Annotated in this window: 17 protein-coding genes and 1 riboswitch; of the genes, 7 read left to right on the top strand and 10 right to left on the bottom strand. The window is 63.7% G+C overall.

Going from position 1 to position 19,174, the window contains the following annotated elements; genetic code table 11:
* Nucleotides 1–34: 34 nt before the first annotated feature.
* The 5 genes from OCL88_RS08025 to OCL88_RS08005 all read right to left on the bottom strand — a co-directional run bounded on the left by OCL88_RS08025 (nucleotide 35) and on the right by OCL88_RS08005 (nucleotide 5,675).
* Nucleotides 35–1,444: an aminotransferase class V-fold PLP-dependent enzyme gene (locus tag OCL88_RS08025; RefSeq protein WP_264962157.1), complete on the bottom strand. Its 1,410-nt coding sequence runs from the start codon at nucleotides 1,442–1,444 to the stop codon at nucleotides 35–37.
* A 31-nt stretch (nucleotides 1,445–1,475) separates the two neighbouring features.
* Nucleotides 1,476–1,589: riboswitch (SAM riboswitch) on the bottom strand.
* A gap of 180 nt (nucleotides 1,590–1,769) precedes the next feature.
* Nucleotides 1,770–2,582, bottom strand: a complete 813-nt coding sequence (gene hisN, locus OCL88_RS08020) for a histidinol-phosphatase (protein ID WP_021471042.1) — start codon at nucleotides 2,580–2,582, stop codon at nucleotides 1,770–1,772.
* 55 nt (nucleotides 2,583–2,637) lie between these two features.
* Nucleotides 2,638–3,753: a ribosome small subunit-dependent GTPase A gene (locus OCL88_RS08015; protein ID WP_021471041.1), complete on the bottom strand. Its 1,116-nt coding sequence runs from the start codon at nucleotides 3,751–3,753 to the stop codon at nucleotides 2,638–2,640.
* A 2-nt stretch (nucleotides 3,754–3,755) separates the two neighbouring features.
* Complete coding sequence (aroA, locus tag OCL88_RS08010) at nucleotides 3,756–5,153, bottom strand: 3-phosphoshikimate 1-carboxyvinyltransferase (protein WP_264962156.1); 1,398 nt, start codon at nucleotides 5,151–5,153, stop codon at nucleotides 3,756–3,758.
* Nucleotides 5,154–5,159: 6 nt separating this feature from the next.
* Nucleotides 5,160–5,675: a DoxX family membrane protein gene (locus OCL88_RS08005; protein WP_021471039.1), complete on the bottom strand. Its 516-nt coding sequence runs from the start codon at nucleotides 5,673–5,675 to the stop codon at nucleotides 5,160–5,162.
* 179 nt (nucleotides 5,676–5,854) lie between these two features.
* Between OCL88_RS08005 and OCL88_RS08000 the strand changes: the two genes are divergently transcribed.
* Entirely contained in the window at nucleotides 5,855–6,646 is a 792-nt protein-coding gene (locus OCL88_RS08000; protein ID WP_413775453.1) for a sigma-70 family RNA polymerase sigma factor, read from the top strand.
* Nucleotides 6,643–6,903 carry a mycothiol system anti-sigma-R factor gene (gene rsrA / locus OCL88_RS07995; RefSeq protein WP_021471037.1) on the top strand — a complete coding sequence of 87 codons (261 nt, stop codon included), beginning with the start codon at nucleotides 6,643–6,645 and terminating at the stop codon, nucleotides 6,901–6,903. The genes OCL88_RS08000 and rsrA overlap by 4 nt, the downstream gene beginning before the upstream one ends.
* Before the next feature lie 104 nt (nucleotides 6,904–7,007).
* On the opposite strand, the gene OCL88_RS21265 is transcribed toward rsrA, so the two are convergent.
* The 5 genes from OCL88_RS21265 to OCL88_RS07975 form a co-directional block, all read right to left on the bottom strand.
* Nucleotides 7,008–7,082 (bottom strand): 50S ribosomal protein bL37, encoded by a 75-nt coding sequence (locus tag OCL88_RS21265; protein ID WP_369299106.1) that lies wholly within the window; start codon nucleotides 7,080–7,082, stop codon nucleotides 7,008–7,010.
* Between the two features lie 90 nt (nucleotides 7,083–7,172).
* On the bottom strand, nucleotides 7,173–7,799 hold the full coding sequence (locus OCL88_RS07990; protein WP_264962155.1) for a PadR family transcriptional regulator: 627 nt from the start codon (nucleotides 7,797–7,799) through the stop codon (nucleotides 7,173–7,175).
* A complete protein-coding gene (locus OCL88_RS07985; protein WP_264962154.1) occupies nucleotides 7,799–8,647 on the bottom strand; it encodes a DUF4097 family beta strand repeat-containing protein in 849 nt (282 codons plus the stop codon). Before OCL88_RS07985 ends, OCL88_RS07990 begins: the two co-directional genes overlap by 1 nt.
* A gap of 97 nt (nucleotides 8,648–8,744) precedes the next feature.
* Nucleotides 8,745–9,344, bottom strand: a complete 600-nt coding sequence (locus OCL88_RS07980) for a GDSL-type esterase/lipase family protein (RefSeq protein ID WP_021471034.1) — start codon at nucleotides 9,342–9,344, stop codon at nucleotides 8,745–8,747.
* Nucleotides 9,345–9,479: 135 nt separating this feature from the next.
* Nucleotides 9,480–13,280: a multifunctional oxoglutarate decarboxylase/oxoglutarate dehydrogenase thiamine pyrophosphate-binding subunit/dihydrolipoyllysine-residue succinyltransferase subunit gene (locus OCL88_RS07975; RefSeq protein ID WP_264962153.1), complete on the bottom strand. Its 3,801-nt coding sequence runs from the start codon at nucleotides 13,278–13,280 to the stop codon at nucleotides 9,480–9,482.
* Nucleotides 13,281–13,758: 478 nt separating this feature from the next.
* Between OCL88_RS07975 and OCL88_RS07970 the strand changes: the two genes are divergently transcribed.
* From OCL88_RS07970 to OCL88_RS07950, 5 genes are all read left to right on the top strand, one after another.
* A complete protein-coding gene (locus OCL88_RS07970) occupies nucleotides 13,759–15,111 on the top strand; it encodes a hemolysin family protein (RefSeq protein WP_264962152.1) in 1,353 nt (450 codons plus the stop codon).
* Nucleotides 15,108–16,175, top strand: a complete 1,068-nt coding sequence (locus OCL88_RS07965) for a hemolysin family protein (protein ID WP_264962151.1) — start codon at nucleotides 15,108–15,110, stop codon at nucleotides 16,173–16,175. Before OCL88_RS07970 ends, OCL88_RS07965 begins: the two co-directional genes overlap by 4 nt.
* Nucleotides 16,176–16,271: 96 nt before the next feature.
* Nucleotides 16,272–17,270 carry a metal ABC transporter solute-binding protein, Zn/Mn family gene (locus OCL88_RS07960; RefSeq protein ID WP_264962150.1) on the top strand — a complete coding sequence of 333 codons (999 nt, stop codon included), beginning with the start codon at nucleotides 16,272–16,274 and terminating at the stop codon, nucleotides 17,268–17,270.
* Nucleotides 17,271–17,445: 175 nt separating this feature from the next.
* Nucleotides 17,446–18,279, top strand: coding sequence for a metal ABC transporter ATP-binding protein (locus OCL88_RS07955; protein ID WP_264962149.1), 834 nt, complete (start codon nucleotides 17,446–17,448; stop codon nucleotides 18,277–18,279).
* Nucleotides 18,279–19,169, top strand: coding sequence for a metal ABC transporter permease (locus tag OCL88_RS07950; RefSeq protein WP_264962148.1), 891 nt, complete (start codon nucleotides 18,279–18,281; stop codon nucleotides 19,167–19,169). Before OCL88_RS07955 ends, OCL88_RS07950 begins: the two co-directional genes overlap by 1 nt.
* Nucleotides 19,170–19,174 lie beyond the last annotated feature (5 nt).

The raw sequence follows: 19,174 nt of genomic DNA, 5'->3' as shown, positions 1-19,174 counted from the left end.
CCGCAGCAACGTGGCGCCAAGGCCGGGACGGCTCCTAGTCCACGGTGCAGGGAGCGGCCCCGGCGGTTCCGGGCGTATTGGGCGCCCACTCCGGGTAGCTGCGGTGATCGTTTGCGGGGACCCAACGGCCCTCGTCCACGACGTAATCCCAGCCAAGTCCGGTGGTCTTCAGTTGCCGGATGCCGGCCAGCAGCCGGGCAGCGTCCTCAAGCCGGGAGCCGACGCCGAAGCTGGCGCGCAGTGAACCTGACGGCAAGCCGAGGCGCTTCAGGAGCGGGTGGGCGCAGAAACGGCCATCGCGCAGGCCCACGCCGTGCTCGGCGGCCAGGTAGGCGGCCACCAGTCCCGCGTCGAAGCCTTCAACGGAGAAGTTGACGACGCCGATGGTGTCGCTGGAATCACTGAAGATCCGGTGGACGGTGACCCCTTCAATGGATTCCAAGCCCTCAACCAGGAAGGATCGGATTGCCACCTCGTGGTTGTGCCAGTCCTGTTGGTCCAACCCGGCCAGCACCTGGGTAGCCCGCGCCAAGGTGGCTGCCCCCAGGACGTTGGGGGAGCCGCCCTCGTGCCGGGCAGGGCCAGTTGCCCAGCTCACCGAATCCAGGCGCGCTTCACGAACGGCGCCGCCTCCGGCAAGGTGGGGGGTTCCGGCGTCGAGCCAGTCGGGACGGCCGACCACGACGCCTGCGCCGAAGGGCGCGTAGAGCTTGTGCCCCGAGAAGACGACGTAGTCCACGTCGCTCTCGGAAATATTGATGCGCCGGTGCGGGGCGAGCTGGGCTGCATCGACGACGATCCGCGCGTCGAACTCATGCGCCAACGCTGCGAGCTCTGCGATCGGCAGGATTTCGCCGGTGACGTTGGAAGCGCCGGTCACAGCGAGCAGGGATATTCCGCCCTGGCTCAACTCATCGCGCAGGTTGGCGATGGTGGCTGACAACGTAGGGGAGGCGATGACGCTGCGGTGCGGTACACCCTGCCAGGGAAGCAGGTTGGCGTGGTGCTCAATGTCGAGGTACAGGACTTCACCGGCCGGTGCGCCGTCAAGCTGGGGGAGGCATCCGGCGAGGAGGTTCAGCGAATCGGTGGTGTTGCGGGTGAAGATGACTGAATCATCCGGCCGGCCGCCAACGAAGTTCCGCACGATGTTCCGCGAGTTTTCATAGACGGATGTGCTGATTTGGGACGCGTAACCGGCGCCACGGTGCACGCTGGCGTAGTAGGGCAGAATCTCGTTCAGGTAGGCAGAGACGATGGTCAGGGCCGGGGCCGATGCGCCGTAGTCAAGGTTTGCGTACCTGACGTGGCCCCCTTGGATCAGGGGAGCCTGCAGCTCTGCTCCTGTGACGGCGGCCAGCGGTCGCGCTGCGAGGGCTTCGTGTGCCGCGTGGTCATCTCCGAAAGCGGGCAGGACGGTGGAATCGAACGTAACAGTGCTCATGGGACCTCACTCAAGAAGGACCCCTCCAAGGGATCCGCGCTTGCCGTATCCGTTCCGGACCGGCCTGGTCGTCACCCGGGGCACCCCACCGCGAATGGAGGGTTGCCGGCCAGCAAACCGGGGTTTAGCGCTGGCACTCGTGACCTGTAGAAGAGACTAGGGCACCTTCCGTGGACGATTCAAAGCGGAAGAAGTTTGTTAAGCGGTTTGTTACGGAGAGAGCCGAATCCCGTTTTGGTCGAATAATCGACGGCGTTGGCACCCTGAAGTGGGTTTGTCGCCGTCGATTATTCGCAGCAATACGGTTCGGCTGTTGCCGGGCGCGCTAAAGGAGATCGTCGATCTCCGGGTTGAGGCGCTTCAGGACCTCTGAGTGGAGGATGGAATTAGTGGCCAGCGCGTTGCCTCCGAAGGGGCCGTCTTCGCCCTCAAGCGAGGTGAACCTGCCGCCGGCCTCCGTGACGATCGGCACTAAGGCAGCCATATCATAAAGGTTTAGTTCCGGTTCGCAGGCGATGTCTACGGCACCTTCGGCCACCAGGCAGTAGGACCAGAAATCCCCGAAGGCGCGGGTCCGCCAGACGTCGTCAGTGAGCGAAAGGAATTCGTCCAGGTTTCCGCGCTCCTTCCATCCCGAAAGGCTCGAGAAGGACAGTGACGCGTCCGCCAGCGAAGAGACATTGGAGACTTTCAAACGGGTGGCCGACGCGAGGGACCGCCCTGTGTAGGCTCCCATGCCCTTGGCGGCCCACCAGCGTTTGCCGAGTGCCGGCGCGCTGACCACACCCACCACGGGCTCGTCCTCGTCAACGAGGGCGATCAAGGTTGCCCACACCGGCACCCCTCGAACAAAGTTCTTCGTCCCGTCGATGGGGTCGATAATCCAGCGCCGCGATCCATGGCCGCTGCTGCCGAACTCTTCGCCCAGCACGGCGTCGCGGGGACGCGAACGCGAGAGCTGGCCGCGGATGGCTTCCTCGGCTGCCTTGTCCGCATCGGTGACCGGCGTCAGGTCGGGTTTGGTTTCGATCTGCAGGTCCAGGGCCTTGAACCGGTCCATGGTCTGGGCGTCCACCGAATCGGCCAGGACGTGGGCCAGCCGCAGGTCATCGTTGTAACTGGAAACGGGTTGGGTCATGCCACCAAACTATCGCGAAACAATCCCTGCACCCGGGAAGTGGTGCTTTCCCGTCTCAGTTGACGGTGCCGAGTTCCTTGGTTTCCTTCGCCTCCAGGCGCGGGTCCGCTCCGAGGAGCCGGCGCAGGGACGCCAGCCGTGCGGCGCCGGAAGGTCCGGCGTGTCCTTCGTTGACCCAGGCGTCCAGTCCGCAGTTGACGGCGTTGGCGTCGTGTTTGCAGCCCCGTTCGCAGTCTTCGGTGCCGGGCTCGAGGTCCGGGAAGGAGTGCAGGATCCGATCCGGGTCGACGTGGGCCAATCCGAAGGAACGGATACCGGGAGTATCGATGATCCAGCTGCCCGAAGGAGCGTCGGCCAGCTTGAGGGCCAGTGCGGACGATGAAGTATGCCGGCCGCGGCCCGTCACGGCGTTGACTCCGCCGGTTGCCCGTTCCGCGCCCGTCAGCGCATTGACCATGGTGGATTTGCCGACGCCGGAGTGCCCCAGCATGACGGTCACTTTTCCGTCGAGGTGGTCCCGCAGGCGGGACACCGCTTCACTGTCGAGCCGGGCGGACAAGCCGTCGTCCGAGCGGGCATCGATGCCGGATGCCTGTGAATCCGCTGTGCGGCTGATGATGACCGGAAAGTCCAGGCTGAGGTAGTTCGAAAGAAGTTCCGCCGGATCCTTGACGTCCGCTTTGGTGATGAGCAGCAGCGGCTCTATGCCGGCGTCGTAGGCTGCCACCAAGGCGCGGTCGATGAAACCGGTACGCGGCTCCGGGTTGGCTGCGGCCACCACCACTACCAGCTGGTCGGCGTTCGCCACCACTACCCGCTCGATCGGGTCCGTGTCATCGGCGCTGCGACGCAACAGGGTCCGGCGTTCTTCGACGCGGACCAGCCGCGCCAGGGTATCGGGGCTGCCGGAGACGTCGCCCACCAAGGCAACAAAATCGCCCGGAACCACCGGCGTTCGCCGAAGTTCGCGGGCCCTGGCTGCAATGACTACGCGTTCGTTGTCAGAGTCCTCGCCCACGATCGCCGTGTAGCGCCCGCGGTCGACCGTGATGATTCGTCCCACCACGGCGTCGTCGTGGCTGGGGCGGTCCTTGGTGCGGGGCCTGGAACCTTTCTTGTTCGGACGGATGCGGACGTCCGATTCGTCCCAGGAGCGTGCGTCGCGGCCCATGGTCAGCGGTTGCCCCCGGTTGTGCCCGCCTGTGGGAAATCACCGGAATCGCGCGAAGCCTGACCGAGCATGGCGGCCCACATGTGCGGGAACTCGGGCATGGTTTTGGAAGTCGTGGCGATGTCTTCCACTTCCACCCCTTCCACGGCGAGCCCGAGGATGGCACCCGCCGTAGCCATGCGGTGGTCCGCATAGCTGTGCACGACACCGCCGTGCAGGGCAGCTGGACGGATGATGAGACCGTCCGCGGTTTCTTCCGCGTCTCCGCCGAGGCGGTTGATCTCGTTCACCAACGCGGCGAGCCGGTCCGTTTCGTGGCCCCTGAGGTGGGCGATCCCGGTCAGGCGGGAGGGTCCGCTGGCCAAGGCGCACAGGGCGGCAACGGTGGGAGCCAGTTCGCTGGTCTCGTCAAAGTCCGCCCCCTTGATGTCGGGACCGCCCGTGACGGTGAGCGTGCCGTCTTCCAGCATGACGGTTGCCCCCATGGTGGTGAGGATGCTGCGCCAGAGATCACCCACCTGGGTTGTCCGGAGGGGCCAGTTGGGGATTCTGACGGTCCCGCGCGTGGCCAGCGCGGCGGCCAGGAAGGGACCGGCGTTGGACAGGTCCTGTTCGATGCGCTGGTCGAAGGCACGGATGGGGCCGGGAGCCACGCGCCAATGGTTGGGCACCGAATCGTCCACGCTGACCCCGACGCTGCGGAGCACGGATACTGTCATGCTGATGTGGTCGAGGCTTGGCACCGGCTTGCCGACATGTTCAAGATGCAGGCCTTCGGTGAAGCGCGCGCCCACCAGCAACAACGCCGATACGAACTGCGACGAGGCGCTGGCATCGATCACAAGGTGCCCGCCGCGGACTTCGCCGGTGCCTTCCACCGCGAAAGGCAGGGCCGACGGCGTCCTGCCGCCTTCGGCGCGAACCGGAACCCCAAGGGCTACGAGCGCCTCGATGATGGTTCCCATGGGGCGCTTGCGGGCGTGGGGATCGCCGTCGAAGACAGCAGTTCCCCGGCGGAGGGCCGCCACAGGGGGAACAAACCTCATGACAGTTCCGGCAAGGCCGCAGTCGATGGAGGTGTCGGAGGGAGTGTCCGTCGAACTGATGGGGCTGATCTCGAGGTCGGGACCGTAGTCCCCGTCGCCCGGCACCTCGGTGACGGTCGCTCCCAAGTGGCGCAAGGCCTGGACCATCAACGCGGAGTCCCGCGAGTGCAGGGGAGCCCGCAACCTTGACGGCCCATCAGCCAGGGCCGCCAAGATCAGGAACCTGTTGGTTAAGGACTTGGAGCCCGGTACCGTTACCGTGGCATCGACCGGCTGCTTGGCAAAGGGCGCCGGCCAGAGGGATTGTGCTGCGGCGCTTTCCGTGCCGGTGTTTGCTGCGGTGGTACCAGTCATGCTTCCTTATGCTCCAACTGCGTGGTCGACGGCCTTGCGTACTGCTTTGTCTGCGCGCTTGATCTGCTTCCCGGTGACTTTCTTTGCGTCGGCGGCAAGGTGTTCGGCGCGCCATGCCAGGCTGGGGCGTCCGGCAGTGTCCACGGAAGCGAGCAGCACGCCTCCGGTCAGGGAAATGTTCTTCAGCAGCTGGGCACGGCGTGCGTTACGGCCTTCCTTGGTGCTGATATCCGCTGAGCGCCACTCCACGTAGGTGTTAAGAGCCGAGGTCAAAGCGAGCACGGTGGCAGCGAAACGGGACATTTTTCCCAGGCCGAGGAGGGCACCTGCCCCCAACTGCGCGCCACCGATGACGCGGGCCAGGACTTTCTCGTCTGTCTGGAAAGGCAGGGACTCGGAAGCCCGGCGAAGTACCGGCGATAACTGCCTGGCAGTGTCATCCGCGTTCTTCAGTTTGTCCAGCCCGGTAATGACGAAACTTGATGCGAGCATGGGTCGCGCGAGGAAACGGATTACAGACATGTCTTGCCTCCTGGATGATTGGCCACAGGCGTCGTTTGACGTCGTGTTCAAGGGGTGCAGTCTGCTCTAGTCTTGCACCTTTGCGGAATATTTACCCACCGGTGGCCGTTGTGAACAGAAGGCGCGGTGAAGACCGGGCCGCGGCATGGTGTTGCCGCTTCACGAACGGAGTTGGTTTTTTGACCTTGGTGAGGGACCGCACGGATTTACCGGGGCCCACGTCGCCCGCGCAGCAGGATTCACTCCAGCTGACAGTAGACTTGGCATCGATGAGCACCATTGAACCGGCCGCAGCGGCCACGGACCAGGCCGCCGGCGACGACGCTCAGGCCCCGGCCGCCGTCGATCCCTCCACCGAAACCGCCGAGCAGCGCCGGGCGCGCTTTGAGCGCGACGCCATGCAGTATGTGGACCAGCTTTACTCGGCGGCGATGCGCATGGCGCGCAACCCGTCCGATGCCGAGGACCTGGTCCAGGAGGCTTACACCAAAGCTTTCTCTGCGTTCCACCAATACAAGCCGGGCACGAACCTCAAAGCCTGGCTGTATCGGATCCTGACCAATACCTACATCAACCTCTACCGGAAGCGGCAGCGGGAACCCCTGCAGTCCAACTCGGACACGATCGAGGACTGGCAGCTGGCCAAGGCGGAGTCGCACACGTCCGCGGGACTGCGCTCCGCAGAAGCCGAGGCCCTCGACCATCTCCCGGATTCGGACGTCAAGAATGCCTTGCAGTCCATCCCGGAAGAGTTCCGCCTGGCCGTCTACTTCGCGGATGTCGAGGGGTATGCGTACAAGCAGATATCAGAGATCATGAATACCCCGATCGGCACCGTCATGTCGCGCCTGCACCGCGGCAGGAAGATGCTCCGGGACATGCTGGCGGACTACGCCGCCGAACGGGGCTTCCGGGCCCAGACAGAAGACCAGGCCACGGCCGGTAGCAACAATCAGGAGAAAGAGAAATGAGCGACTGCCAGGGATTGGGCGATTGCGACGATACGCGCATGCAGCGTATTTACGAGTACCTCGACGGCGCACTGACCCGTGAGGACCTCGGCGAGATCAAGCAGCACTTGGACGGTTGCGAGGAGTGCTCCGAGCAGTACGATCTCGAGTGCCTCATTCGCACCATGGTCAAGCGCTCCTGCACCGAATCTGCGCCGGAGAACCTCAAGAACTCCATTCTTGACAGGATCCACTCGATCAAGCCCGTGGAGGCCTGAACCGGCTGCAGGTCCACTGACCAAAGCCGCTTAAACGCGAAAGGCCCTGGAAACCGCATGGTTTCCGGGGCCTTTGCTTTAAGCCTTGACTCCAAGCCTCTGGCTTAGGTGTTGGGGCGCTTGCCGTGGTTTGCGCCGCCGCGCTTACGGTCACGACGCTTACGTGCACGCTTGCTCATAGCTGGCCTCCTTCAATGATTGATTCACAATAAAGCTGCCCTCCAGTTTCGCACATCCGGGCAGGGCCTTGCGAACCGGGACGTCCGCACTCAGCTTCGAAGCGAGTTCCGGATGGAGATGCGGGCTTGGTCCAGGACAGTCCGGACTGTCTCCAGGGCCACCAGTGACAAGGGATGCGCCGCGCCTTGTTTCCGCAGTTCCATCCGGATGTCATCGCGGAAGGATTGGACCATGAGTTCGGCTTCTTTGAGGATCCGCTGTCCCTCGGGGGAGTAGGCGTACGTGCCTTCGCCGGCGGTCGGGGTGCGTGCAGAGGTTCGCGCAGTGGTTCGTGCCGCCTCGGCAGTAGCGGCAAGATCAGCCCTGAGTCCGCGCATGTTGCTGCGGATATCAGCCCTCAGTCCGTCGGCCAGCCTCCGGACGGAGGCGGAGATGGTCTCCTCGACGTCGGCCAGTTCCTGGCGTCTGCGGTCAAGTTCGGCCCGGCCCGCGTCAGTGATGGAGTATGTGGTCCGCCTGCCCTCTGATTCGGTGGCCACCAGGCCTTCCTCCTCCAGCTTGGCCAACCGCGGATAGATGGTTCCGGCGCTGGGTGAATAGGTTCCACCGAACCGTTCGCCGAGTGCCTTGATGAGTTCGTAGCCGTGTTTCGGCGCGGACTCGAGCAACGCCAGCAGGTAAAGCCTGAGCGCCCCGTGGGCGAAGACCGGAGGCATCAGAGTCCCGTCCCGCCGGACACCGGGCTGTCGGTTTCCGGAGCAGGCGCGGGGGCATGCATGATGAAGGTTTTGCCGGAGACGGTGTTGGTGCGCAACAGCATAAGCTTCTCGTCAGGGCCCACGATGGTATGGACGTTGCTTCCCGGCTGCGCGTACAGGCGGTCATCAATGACCACAGAGCCGCTGGCCGACTTGGCCACGACGTCAAGCCCGACGTCGTGCGGCAGACGGATGGTGAGGTCACCGGAGACGGAGTTGGCCCCGAAATCGTTGGTGAAATCCTGAAGCTCAAAGGTGAGGTCCCCGCTGACGGTGGATGCCCGGACGTTCGAGAACGTGCCCGAAGCGGTTACTTCACCGGAAACGCTCTTGGCGGTCAGGACGCCGTCGTGGTTTCTGGCGATGACTTCGCCGCTGACGGTGTTGACGTGCAGTTCTCCATTGGTGCCGTCGGCCATGACCGATCCGGAGACCGTATTGAGCCGGATGCGGCCGCTGATGCCTGCCACCAGTCCGTCACCGCTGACCGTTCCGGCCTCTACGTCCACTCCGGGAGGCAGTGCTACGCCGACTATCACCGAATTGGTGCTGGTGTTGTTGACGGTCCCCATCAGGTTACGGAACCAACCCTGCGGTCCTTGGAGCTGGTGCCTGATCTCCAAGCGGCCGTTGACCAGGGTAATGGTGAGGGGATCCCCGCTGATTTCGCTGACCTCGATCCGGACAAACGGCTGATCGTGGGTCACCACGTCGAAGCGGCCTTTCACGATTCCAAGCTTGAGCGAGCGGACGTCGTCCACCTCGATGGTTTGCGGGCCGGTCACGGTCCATAACTCGTCTGACATGATCCCTCCAATTGCGATATATCGCGTTTGATGAAAACACGATATATCGCGAATTGGCGGATGGCAATGGTTGCTGGGACCGGAGCCGGGAGACCGCCTACTCGGGCTGCGCGATATTAAGCCACTGGAACCACCCGCGGTGCAGCACGAGCCAAGCGATCAGTCCATAACCTGCCTGTCCGGGCGTGCCTCCGTTTGCGGCGAGGTCGGTACGCCATTGCTCATGATTAAGCAGCGGGGAGAACGTGTCCACGTAGTGATGGTTCCGCCGGGTGGTCACGTCAGCGAAGGCGGTGTTCAACTCGGCCAGGCGCTTGTTGCGTGCAGGATCAAGCGTGGGCGGAGGACCAACCACGAAGACTTCCACCCCGCTGTGCGACGCACCGTCAAGGATGTTCGCCAGGTTCAGGCGGCTGCGGGCTGTGGAAAGACCGAACTCAAGGTCCCGTCCCGAGAGGCCGATGACCAGCCGGTTCTCGTGGGTATCGCTGAACCGCCGTCCGGCCTCATCCTGCCACCGTGCCGCCAGGCCCTCGGTGCCTTCCATGGGGCAGGGGAGTGCGAAGGACTCAACCGCGACCGCCTCCTGCGGCGTACGCGCCAGGACCCGGCCCAACCAGCCCAAAGCACGCGGGTCACCGAGCCCCGCCAGCAGTTCGTCTCCCACGGCTGCTATGCGCAGCTTCCTGTCTTCCACGGTTACCTCTTCACACTCGTTACGGTCCATGCCCGGCTTACGACGGCGCCGGTTTGCGAACCGGGTATCTGTCCCATTAAACAGAACTGCCCGGCCTGAGACGCACAAGGCGCCTCGGGCCGGGCAGATTTCCTTCTACTGACGTTCGAACACTTGCTTGATCAGGGCATCCTGTTCAGCGGCGTGACGCTTCATGGAACCGGCCGCGGTGGAAGCCGATGCCGGACGCGACACCAGGCGGACCTTGCGATCCAGCTGCGGTGCCAGGTTCAGGCCCATGAACGGCCACGGACCCTGGTTGGCAGGCTCATCCTGTGCCCACACGATGTCGGCGTTCGGGTACTTGGCGAGCTCAGCTTCGATCTCAGCCTTGGGCAGCGGGTAGAGCTGCTCGACGCGGATGATCGCAGTGGACGTGTCGCCGGACTTCTGCCGGTTCGACAGGAGGTCGTAGTACAAGCGGCCGGACACCAGGACTACGCGGTCCACATTGGCCGGCTGGAGCTCGTGCTCTGCGATGACCGGCCGGAATGCGCCGGTGGTGAAGTCCTCGACGGCGGACGCGGCGCCCTTGAGGCGCAGCAACTGCTTCGGCGTGAAGATGATCAGCGGCTTGCGGGGCCGGCTGTAGGCCTGGCGGCGAAGCAGGTGGAAGTGCGATGCGGACGTCGTCGGATTCGCGACGATCATGTTGTCCTCAGCGCACAGCTGCAGGAAGCGCTCAATACGGGCCGAGGAGTGGTCCGGGCCCTGGCCTTCGTAGCCGTGCGGCAGCATCAGGACCAGGGAAGAACGCTGACCCCACTTTTGCTCTGCCGAGGAGATGAACTCATCAATGATGGTCTGCGCACCGTTGACGAAGTCTCCGAACTGCGCCTCCCACAGCACCAGGGCATCCGGACGCTCCACGGAGTATCCGTATTCGAAGCCCATGGCTGCGTATTCGGACAGGAGGGAGTCGTAGATCCACAGCTTGGCTTGGTCGTCAGAGAGGTTCGCCAGGGGCAGCCACTCGTTGCCGTTGGCGCGGTCGTGGAAGACTGCGTGGCGCTGGACGAACGTGCCACGGCGCGAGTCCTGGCCGGCCAGGCGGACGGGAACGCCTTCCATGATGAGCGAACCAAAGGCTGCGATCTCGCCAAAGCCCCAATCGATGCCGCCCTCACGGGACATCTGCTCGCGCTTCTCCAACAGCTGCTTGAGCTTGGAGTGCACGGTGAAGCCATCGGGGATCTCCACGTGGGCCTTGCCGATCCGTGCAAGGGTTTCGGCCGAAATGGCCGTGGACGCGGGGGAGTTGGTGCCAAAGTCCGCCTGCTGGGCAATGGGACGCTCGATGTCCGATACGGCTGCAGAGTCCGCAGTGATGATCGGGATGGGCGAGGTCTGCGCTGCATGCGTCTCCGCGAAGACCCGCTCGAGGCGCTCCTGGTAGTCGCGGAGCAGCTGCTCGGCTTCTTCCTCGGTGATATCGCCACGGCCGATCAGGGATTCGGTGTACAGCTTGCGGACGGAGCGCTTGGCCTCGATGAGGTTATACATCAGCGGCTGCGTCATCGAGGGGTCGTCGCCCTCGTTGTGCCCACGACGGCGGTAGCAGACCATGTCGATGACGACGTCCTTGTGGAAGCGCTGGCGGAACTGGTACGCCAGCTGCGCCACGCGGACAACAGCCTCGGGATCGTCACCGTTCACGTGGAAGACCGGTGCCTGGATCATCTTCGCGACGTCCGTGGAGTACGTGGACGAACGCGAGGAGGACGGAGCCGTAGTGAAGCCCACCTGATTGTTCACGATCACGTGGATCGTGCCGCCGGTGCGGTATCCGCGGAGCTGGGAGAGGTTGAGGGTCTCAGCGACAACACCCTGGCCAGCAAAGGCGGCGTCACCGTGGACCATGATGGGCAGGACGGGGAATGACTCGCCCTGGTCCAGGCGGTCCTGCTTCGCGCGGACGATGCCTTCCAGGACCGGGTCGACGGCTTCAAGGTGGGACGGGTTGGCCGCCAGGTACACCTTGGTCTGCTTGCCGTTGTCCGAGGTGAAGGTGCCTTCGGTACCCAGGTGGTACTTGACGTCGCCGGAACCCTGCACGGAGCGCGGGTCCTGGGTGCCTTCGAACTCGCGGAACACCTGGGCGTAGGTCTTGCCGGCGATGTTGGTCAGCACGTTCAGGCGGCCACGGTGCGCCATGCCGATGGCTACCTCGTCCAGTCCGTCGTCGGCAGCATCGGAGATGATGGCGTCCAGCAGCGGAATCAAGGACTCGCCGCCTTCAAGCGAGAACCGCTTCTGGCCCACGAACTTGGTTTGCAGGAAAGTTTCGAAAGCCTCTGCGGCATTGAGCTTGGAGACGATGCGCAGCTGTTCTTCGCGGCTGGGCTTGGAGTAGGGGTGTTCCAGTTCGTCCTGGAACCACTTGCGCTCGGCAGGTTCCTGGATGTGCATGTACTCGATGCCGGTGGTGCGGCAGTAAGCGTCGCGAAGGACGCCGAGGATGTCACGGAACTTCAGCTGCGGCTTGCCGCCGAAACCGCCCGTGGGCCACTCGCGGTCCAGGTCCCACAGGGTCAGGCCGTAGGTGAGGACGTCAAGGTCCGGGTGCTTGCGCTGGACGTACTCCAGGGGATCGGTGTCGGCCATCAGGTGGCCGCGGACCCGGTAGGAGTGGATGAGCTGCTGGATCCGGGCAACCTTGTTGATTTCGTCTGCCGGATCAACCTGGAGGTCCGGGCTCCAGCGGACGGGTTCGTACGGAATGCGCAGCGCTTCGAAGATCTCGTCGTAGAAGTTCTGGGCGCCCAGCAGGAGTTGGTGGACCAGCTTGAGGAACTCGCCGCTGCCTGCACCCTGGATGACGCGGTGGTCGTAGGTGGAGGTCAGCGTGAGGATCTTGCTGATGGCGTTCTGGGCTATGATCTTCTCGCTCGCGCCCTGGAACTCGGCCGGGTAGTCGAGCGCGCCGACGCCGATGATCGCAGCCTGGCCCTTGGAGAGGCGGGGAACCGAGTGGACGGTGCCGATGCCGCCGGGGTTGGTGAGGGACACGGTGGTGCCGGCGTGGTCGTCGGCGGTGAGCTTGCCGTTCCGGGCACGCTTGATGAGGTCCTCATAGGTGTGCCAGAACTCCGCGAAGTCCATGGTCTCCGCCTTCTTGATGTTGGGAACCATCAGGAGGCGGGTGCCGTCGGGCTTGGGCATGTCAATGGCGATGCCGAAGTTGACGTGGGCGGGCTGGACTGCGCTGGGCTTGCCATCGATTTCGTCGTAGTAGACGTTCATCGACGGGAACTGGGAAAGCGCGCGGACCACGGCGTAGCCAATGAGGTGCGTGAAGGACACCTTGCCGCCGCGGGCGCGCGCAAGGTTGGAGTTGATGACTACGCGGTTGTCAATGAGCAACTTGGCCGGTACTGCCCGCACGCTGGTGGCGGTGGGCACTTCGAGGCTGGTGACCATGTTGGAGGCGATGGCCTTTGCGGGCCCGCGGAGGACTGAAACGACGTCCTCTTCCGGCGCCGTGGGCGCCTTGGTGTTCTTGGGCAGCTGGGCCGGGATCGGCTGTGCCGCGTTGCCGCCGGCGGGCTTCTTTGCCCCGTCCCTGGCAACCGTGGCCGGTTCTTTCTTCGCCGGTGCCGGTGCCGGAGCGGCAGCAGCAGGGGCAGGAGCAGCCTTGGGCGCGGCCGGCGCCGGTGCCGGAGCCGCTGCAGCCGGGGCTACTACGGGAAGTACTTGGGTAGGGGGATTGGCAGCCGTGGCGGCTGCAGAATTTCCGTTGGAAGAAGTGCCCTCGCTGGTATTGAAGGACTCGAAAAGCGGCCACCACTTGGCGTCGACCGAATTCTTGTCCTGCTGGTACCGCTCGTACAGTTCGTCAACGAGCCACTCGTTTCCGCCAAATTCCTCTGGTAGACGGTGGCTGGGCTGCTCTGGCACTTGAAATACGCCTCTTCCATGAGTGTTATTTTCCCGCTGGCCACAGTTGCTGTTCCGCAACGATGTGCCAGGGTCCGCGTCCCGCGAACTCAGACCTTTGCCAGTCTAGTTAGGATCATTGGTTAACTGCCAATAGTGGTGACCTAAATCATGTCGGCTTTCGTGAGCGATGCTCAGGCACCTGTGATTGCGGGAATGAGCGCGGGTCCCGCGGCTTCCCGGGCTGTAGACTAAAACCCTTATGGACAGTAAATCCAGGTGCCGGCCTGGGTACTGCCGGGGGAGCCTGGACGGCACCTCCGCACACCGTACCCAGCACGCCGGCAGCACCCGTTCACATGCCCATCATGAACCGGCGGCCCCTGCCGGTGGACCCGCAGAGTCGTCTGCTGCTGCGCCCGACCAACCTCCGCCGGACCCTCACCCCGCCAATGCGCTGACCGTATTCAGGTCCGCGCTCCGTGGAGGGATGCGGTAGATGGAATGGATTCTCCTCCTGGCCGGTTTTGCCTTGATCCTGGGGACCGGCTTTTTCGTCGCCGTCGAGTTTTCCCTGGTAGCGCTTGACCAGGCGAGCGTGCAGCGGGCCGTGGACGACGGCGACCACGCCGCCGCGGCCCTTCTTAAATGCCTCAAGTCGCTGTCCACGCAGCTGTCCAGCTGCCAACTGGGCATCACTCTCACCACTTTGCTGACGGGTTTCGTCATGGAGCCTTCCGTGGGTCATCTCCTGAGCGGGCCGTTGGCACTGCTGGGCTTGAGCCCGGCAGTCGCGGCCTCCGTAGCGTTGGTTGTGGCCATGGCTCTGGCCACGCTTCTGTCCATGCTCCTGGGTGAGCTCGTGCCCAAGAACATGGCCATAGCCCTCGCGTTTCCTTTGGGCAAGCGCCTTGCCCCTGCGCAACTGGTCTTCACCGCGGTCTTCAAGCCGGCCATTGTGGTGTTGAACGGTTTCTCGAACAAGGTCCTCAACGTCTTCGGCCTGGAAGCAAAGGAGGAGATCTCCGGAGCGCGGACGCCCGCGGAGCTCGCTTCCCTGGTCCGCCGGTCAGCCGAACTGGGAACACTTGACGCAGGTACGGCGAACTTCGTGGCCCGAACGCTGAACTTTTCCGGCAGGACCGCGGCGGATGTCATGACCCCGCGTATCCGGATGGAGACGATCGACGCCGGCCAGCCCGTGTCGGACATCCTGGACGCCGCCCGGCGGACCGGTTACTCGCGCTTTCCCGTGATCGGCGATTCAGCTGATGACATCCGTGGGGTTGTCCACATCAAGAAGGCGGTAGCTGTCCCGGCCGACCGCCGCAGCAAACTGGAAGCCGGTGCGATCATGACCGACGTCCTGCGTGTCCCTGAGACCATCCACCTCGACTCCCTGCTTGCCGAACTGCGGGAGGGCAACCTTCAACTGGCGGTGGTCCTTGACGAATACGGCGGCACGGCCGGAATCGCCACCTTGGAGGACCTGGTGGAGGAAATTGTGGGCGAGGTTTCCGATGAACATGACAAGGTCCGTCCGGGATTGCTGCAGAGCGCTTCGGGGGATTGGTATTTTCCCGGCCTCCTGCGGCCGGACGAAGTCTCGGAGCAGATTCCGGGGCTGAAAGTTCCTGACGAATCGGCCTACGAGACCGTAGGCGGCTACGTCATGAGCAAGCTGGGACGCATCGCCACGGTGGGAGACACTGTGGAGGTCGACGGCGGAACGCTGACGGTCACGAGGATGGATGGTCGAAGGATCGACCGGATCTGTTTCCATCACATAGCTGAACCGCAGGACAACCCGACGGGGACCGATGAGCGCAACCATGAGGCAGGTGCCCTGTGAACGATTGGGTTGGCATCATGTGGCTCGTTGTCCTTTTGATCGGCAACGCCTTCTTTGTCGGCGCCGAGTTCGCCGTCATGTCGGCGCGCCGCAGCCAGATCGAGCCGCTGGCCGAAAGCGGCTCCAAGCGCGCTCAAACTACCTTGCTCGCCATGGAAAACGTGTCGCTCATGCTTGCTTGCGCACAGCTTGGCATCACGGTCTGCTCGCTGTTGATCCTGCAGGTGGCAGAGCCGGCCATCCACCACCTGCTGGCCGGACCCTTGGAAGTGGCGGGTGTTCCGGTCGAACTGGCCGATGTGATCGCTTTTGGGATCGCTTTGTTGTTCGTGACTTTCCTGCACGTGACCTTCGGCGAAATGGTGCCGAAGAACATTTCGGTGTCCGTGGCGGACAAGGCAGCACTGCTGCTGGCGCCGCCGCTGGTGTTCATCGCCAGGATGGTCAAGCCCGTGATCTGGACCTTGAACTGGCTCGCCAACCACATCCTGCGCCTGATGCGGATCGAGCCCAAGGACGAGGTTTCCTCTTCCTTTACCTTGGAGGAAGTGCAGTCGATCGTGCAGGAGTCCACGAGGCACGGTCTGGTGGATGACCAAGCCGGTTTGTTGACCGGCGCGCTTGAGTTCTCCGAACACACCGCTTCCAGCATCATGGTGCCCCTGGACAAGCTGGTGATGCTCAAGACTTCGTCCACTCCCGTGGAGTTGGAAAAAGCGGTCAGCCGTACCGGCTTCTCGCGCTTCCCGATGGTGGACGACGACGGCGAACTCGCCGGGTACCTGCACGTCAAGGACATCCTGTCCATCCCGGAGGAAGGCCGCAGGCACCCCATTGCCGAGGGGCGCATCCGTTCCTTTGCCAACCTCTCGCCCGATGACGAAATCGAAAGGGCTATGTCCGTGATGCAACGGACGGGCTCCCATTTGGCCCGCGTGGTTGGCCCCAAGGGGAATATCCAAGGCGTGCTCTTCCTTGAAGATGTCATTGAGCAGCTCGTGGGGGAGATCCGGGACGCTACGCAGGCCACGGGCATCCGGAGGTTGGGTGGACCGCACCCGTAGCAGTAAGGGATGCGGGATCGTGATTCTCTAAATAGGAATCATTCCTATTAGCAGCTACACTGGACACATTCATTTGTTGTTGTGCCCCATTCTCGTATGAGTAGATCCGAGGTTTCCGTGCGTCGCTACGCCGCCCGCCTGTCCGTTGCCGCTGTTTCCGCCATCGCTGCCCTGGCCCTTTCGTCCTGCTCGGGAAGTACCGGTGCGGGCGGCGGCGGGGAGTCGCCGTCGGCGTCGTCCGGTGTCCTGCAAGTGGTGACTTCCACCAATGTCTACGGGGAGATCGTCAAAGCCGTAGGCGGTGACAAGGTGGACGTGAAGGCGATCATCACCAAGACGAGCCAGGACCCCCACTCCTACGAAGCCAGTGCCCAGGACAAGCTGGTGGTCTCCAAGGCGCAACTCGTCGTGGAAAACGGGGGTGGCTATGACGGATTCCTCCACAAAATCGCCGACGACACCAACGTCGGCCACGAAAACATCGTCAGCGCAGTGGAAGTATCCGGGCTGGCTCCCGAAGGGGAGAACCACAGCGAGGACGCACACGCTGAAGACGACCATGGCCACGACCACGGCGAGTTCAACGAGCACGTTTGGTACAGCCTGGACGCCATGGGCAAGCTCGCGGACAAGGTTGCGGAGAAGCTCAGTGCCTTGGATGCCGCTTCTGCTCCCACCTTCAAAGACAACGCCGCCGGCTTCAAAACCGGCCTTTCGGAGTTGGCTGGAAAGCTGGAGTCATTGAAAGCCAGCCAACAGGGCGCCCCGGTAGCCATCACGGAGCCGGTTCCCCTGTACCTCCTTGAAGCCGCAGGGCTGGTCAACAAGACGCCCGAGGCCTACAGCTCAGCGGTGGAAGAAGGGACGGATGTGCCGGCTTCCGTCCTGAAGGAAACCACAGACATCGTGGCCGGAGTCCGCCTGCTTGCCTACAACAGCCAAACGGAGGGTCCGCAGACCGAGTCCGTGAAGAAAGCCGCTGAAGCTGCGGGCGTGCCGGTGGTGGACTTCACCGAGACCGTGCCCGAAGGCAAAGACTACCTCCAGTGGATGGCCGGCAACGTTGATGCAATCTCGGCTGCCCTGGCCAAATAGCGTCGCCATGGAACGCCGAAGGCCGGGATTCCCGGCCTTTGGCGCAACACCACCCGCCCGGGCGTCCTGAGTTCCTTCCCAGGCGTCCTAAGATGTTCAGGTGGCTGTGGGTCCCTGACCGCTGCCGCGAGGCGATAGGCCCCAACTATTTAAACTGCGCCCTGCCAGGAGGCGCATGGATCGAGGACAACTTTTGACACCGGTAGTGAGCCTCCGCGAAGCGAGCCTTCAGTTCGGCAAGAGGACACTCTGGAAGGGCCTTGACCTCGACATCAGCCCCGGCGAGTTCTTCGCTGTCCTGGGTCCGAACGGAAGCGGCAAGACCAGTTTCCTCAAGGTCCTGCTCGGGCTCCAGGAACTGCAGTCCGGAACGGTGACCCTTGGCGGACGCCCCGTGGAGCGCGGGAGCCGCACCATCGGGTACATTCCGCAGCAAAAGTCCTTCGCCCCTGACACGCCGCTACGTGCCAGGGACCTGGTGGCCTTGGGCATCGACGGCCACCGCTGGGGAGTCCGGCTGGGCACCGGAAAAGTCAATCGGCGCGTTGATGAACTGCTGGAACTCGTCGGGGCCTCCGACTACGCCAAGGTCCCCGTGGGTCAGTTGTCCGGCGGGGAGCAGCAGCGCCTGCGCGTTGCCCAGGCGCTGGCCACCGACCCCGCTGTGCTGCTGTGTGATGAGCCGCTGCTCTCGCTGGACCTGAACCACCAGCAGGGCGTGAGTGCCCTGATCAATGAGCAGTGCCACAAGAGGAACAGTGCCGTGGTGTTCGTGACGCACGAAATCAACCCCGTGATCGACTACGTGGATCGTGTCCTCTACCTGGCCGGCGGACGTTTCCGCGTAGGCACCCCGCAGGAAGTCATGACAACCGACGTGCTCTCCGATCTGTACAACAGCCACGTGGAGGTCATCCAGACCAACGGCAGGTTCGTCGTCGTCGGGCTTCCGGACGCCACCACGCACTTCCACGACGATGCGCACACAGCTGCCGGGGAGGAGTTCTGATGGACCTCGATGGCATCCTGCAGACCATCTTCAATTTCGAGAACTACGGCGAACTGCTGGCGCTGGTCCAGAACTCCATCTGGGCCGGAGCAGTCCTGGGCCTGCTCGGCGGCCTGGTGGGCACGTTTGTGATGAAGCGCGATCTCGCCTTCGCGGTCCATGGCATTTCGGAGTTGTCCTTTGCCGGTGCTGCTTTTGCGTTGCTCATCGGAGCCGACATCATCGTGGGCTCTCTGGTGGGCTCGGTGGCAGCGGCGGTTCTACTGGGCTTCATGGGCGTCAGGGCCAGGGACAAAAACTCGACCATCGGCGTCATCATGCCGTTCGGCCTGGGCCTGGGAATCCTTTTCCTGGCCCTCTATGAGGGACGTGCCGCCAACAAGTTCGGACTGCTCACGGGCCAGATAGTGTCCGTGGATACCGTCCAGCTCCAGACCCTGGCGGGAACGGCGGTTGTGGTCATGGCTGCCCTGGTTCTGATCTGGCGTCCCTTGGGCTTTGCGAGCGTGGATCCTGAAATGGCGGAGGCCCGCGGAGTCCCGGTGCGCGGGCTCGCCATCGGCTTCATGGTGTTGTTGGGCATCACCGTGGCACTGTCCATCCAGATCGTGGGAGCCTTGTTGGTGCTGGCCCTGCTGATTACGCCGGCGGCCGCAGCGCTGAGGGTAACGACGTCGCCCAAGCTGATTGTCCTCCTGAGCGTCCTCTTCGCACTCACGGCCACGGTGGGTGGAATCCTCCTGGCGCTGGGCAGCCGCATCCCCATCAGCCCTTACGTCACCACGTTGTCATTCCTGATCTACGTGGTGTGCCGGGTGATCGGTCGGGTCCGGGCCAACCGCGGCCTCAACGGCCGCGTGTCGCGGGACCAGCCCGCACGCGCCATCTAGGGGAC

Origin of the sequence: Paenarthrobacter sp. PAE-2 (assembly GCF_026013155.1) — a bacterium.
GTDB lineage: Bacteria > Actinomycetota > Actinomycetes > Actinomycetales > Micrococcaceae > Arthrobacter > Arthrobacter ureafaciens.
The sequence above is the reverse complement of the archived record's forward strand: the minus strand, read 5'-3'. Positions and strand labels throughout refer to the sequence as shown.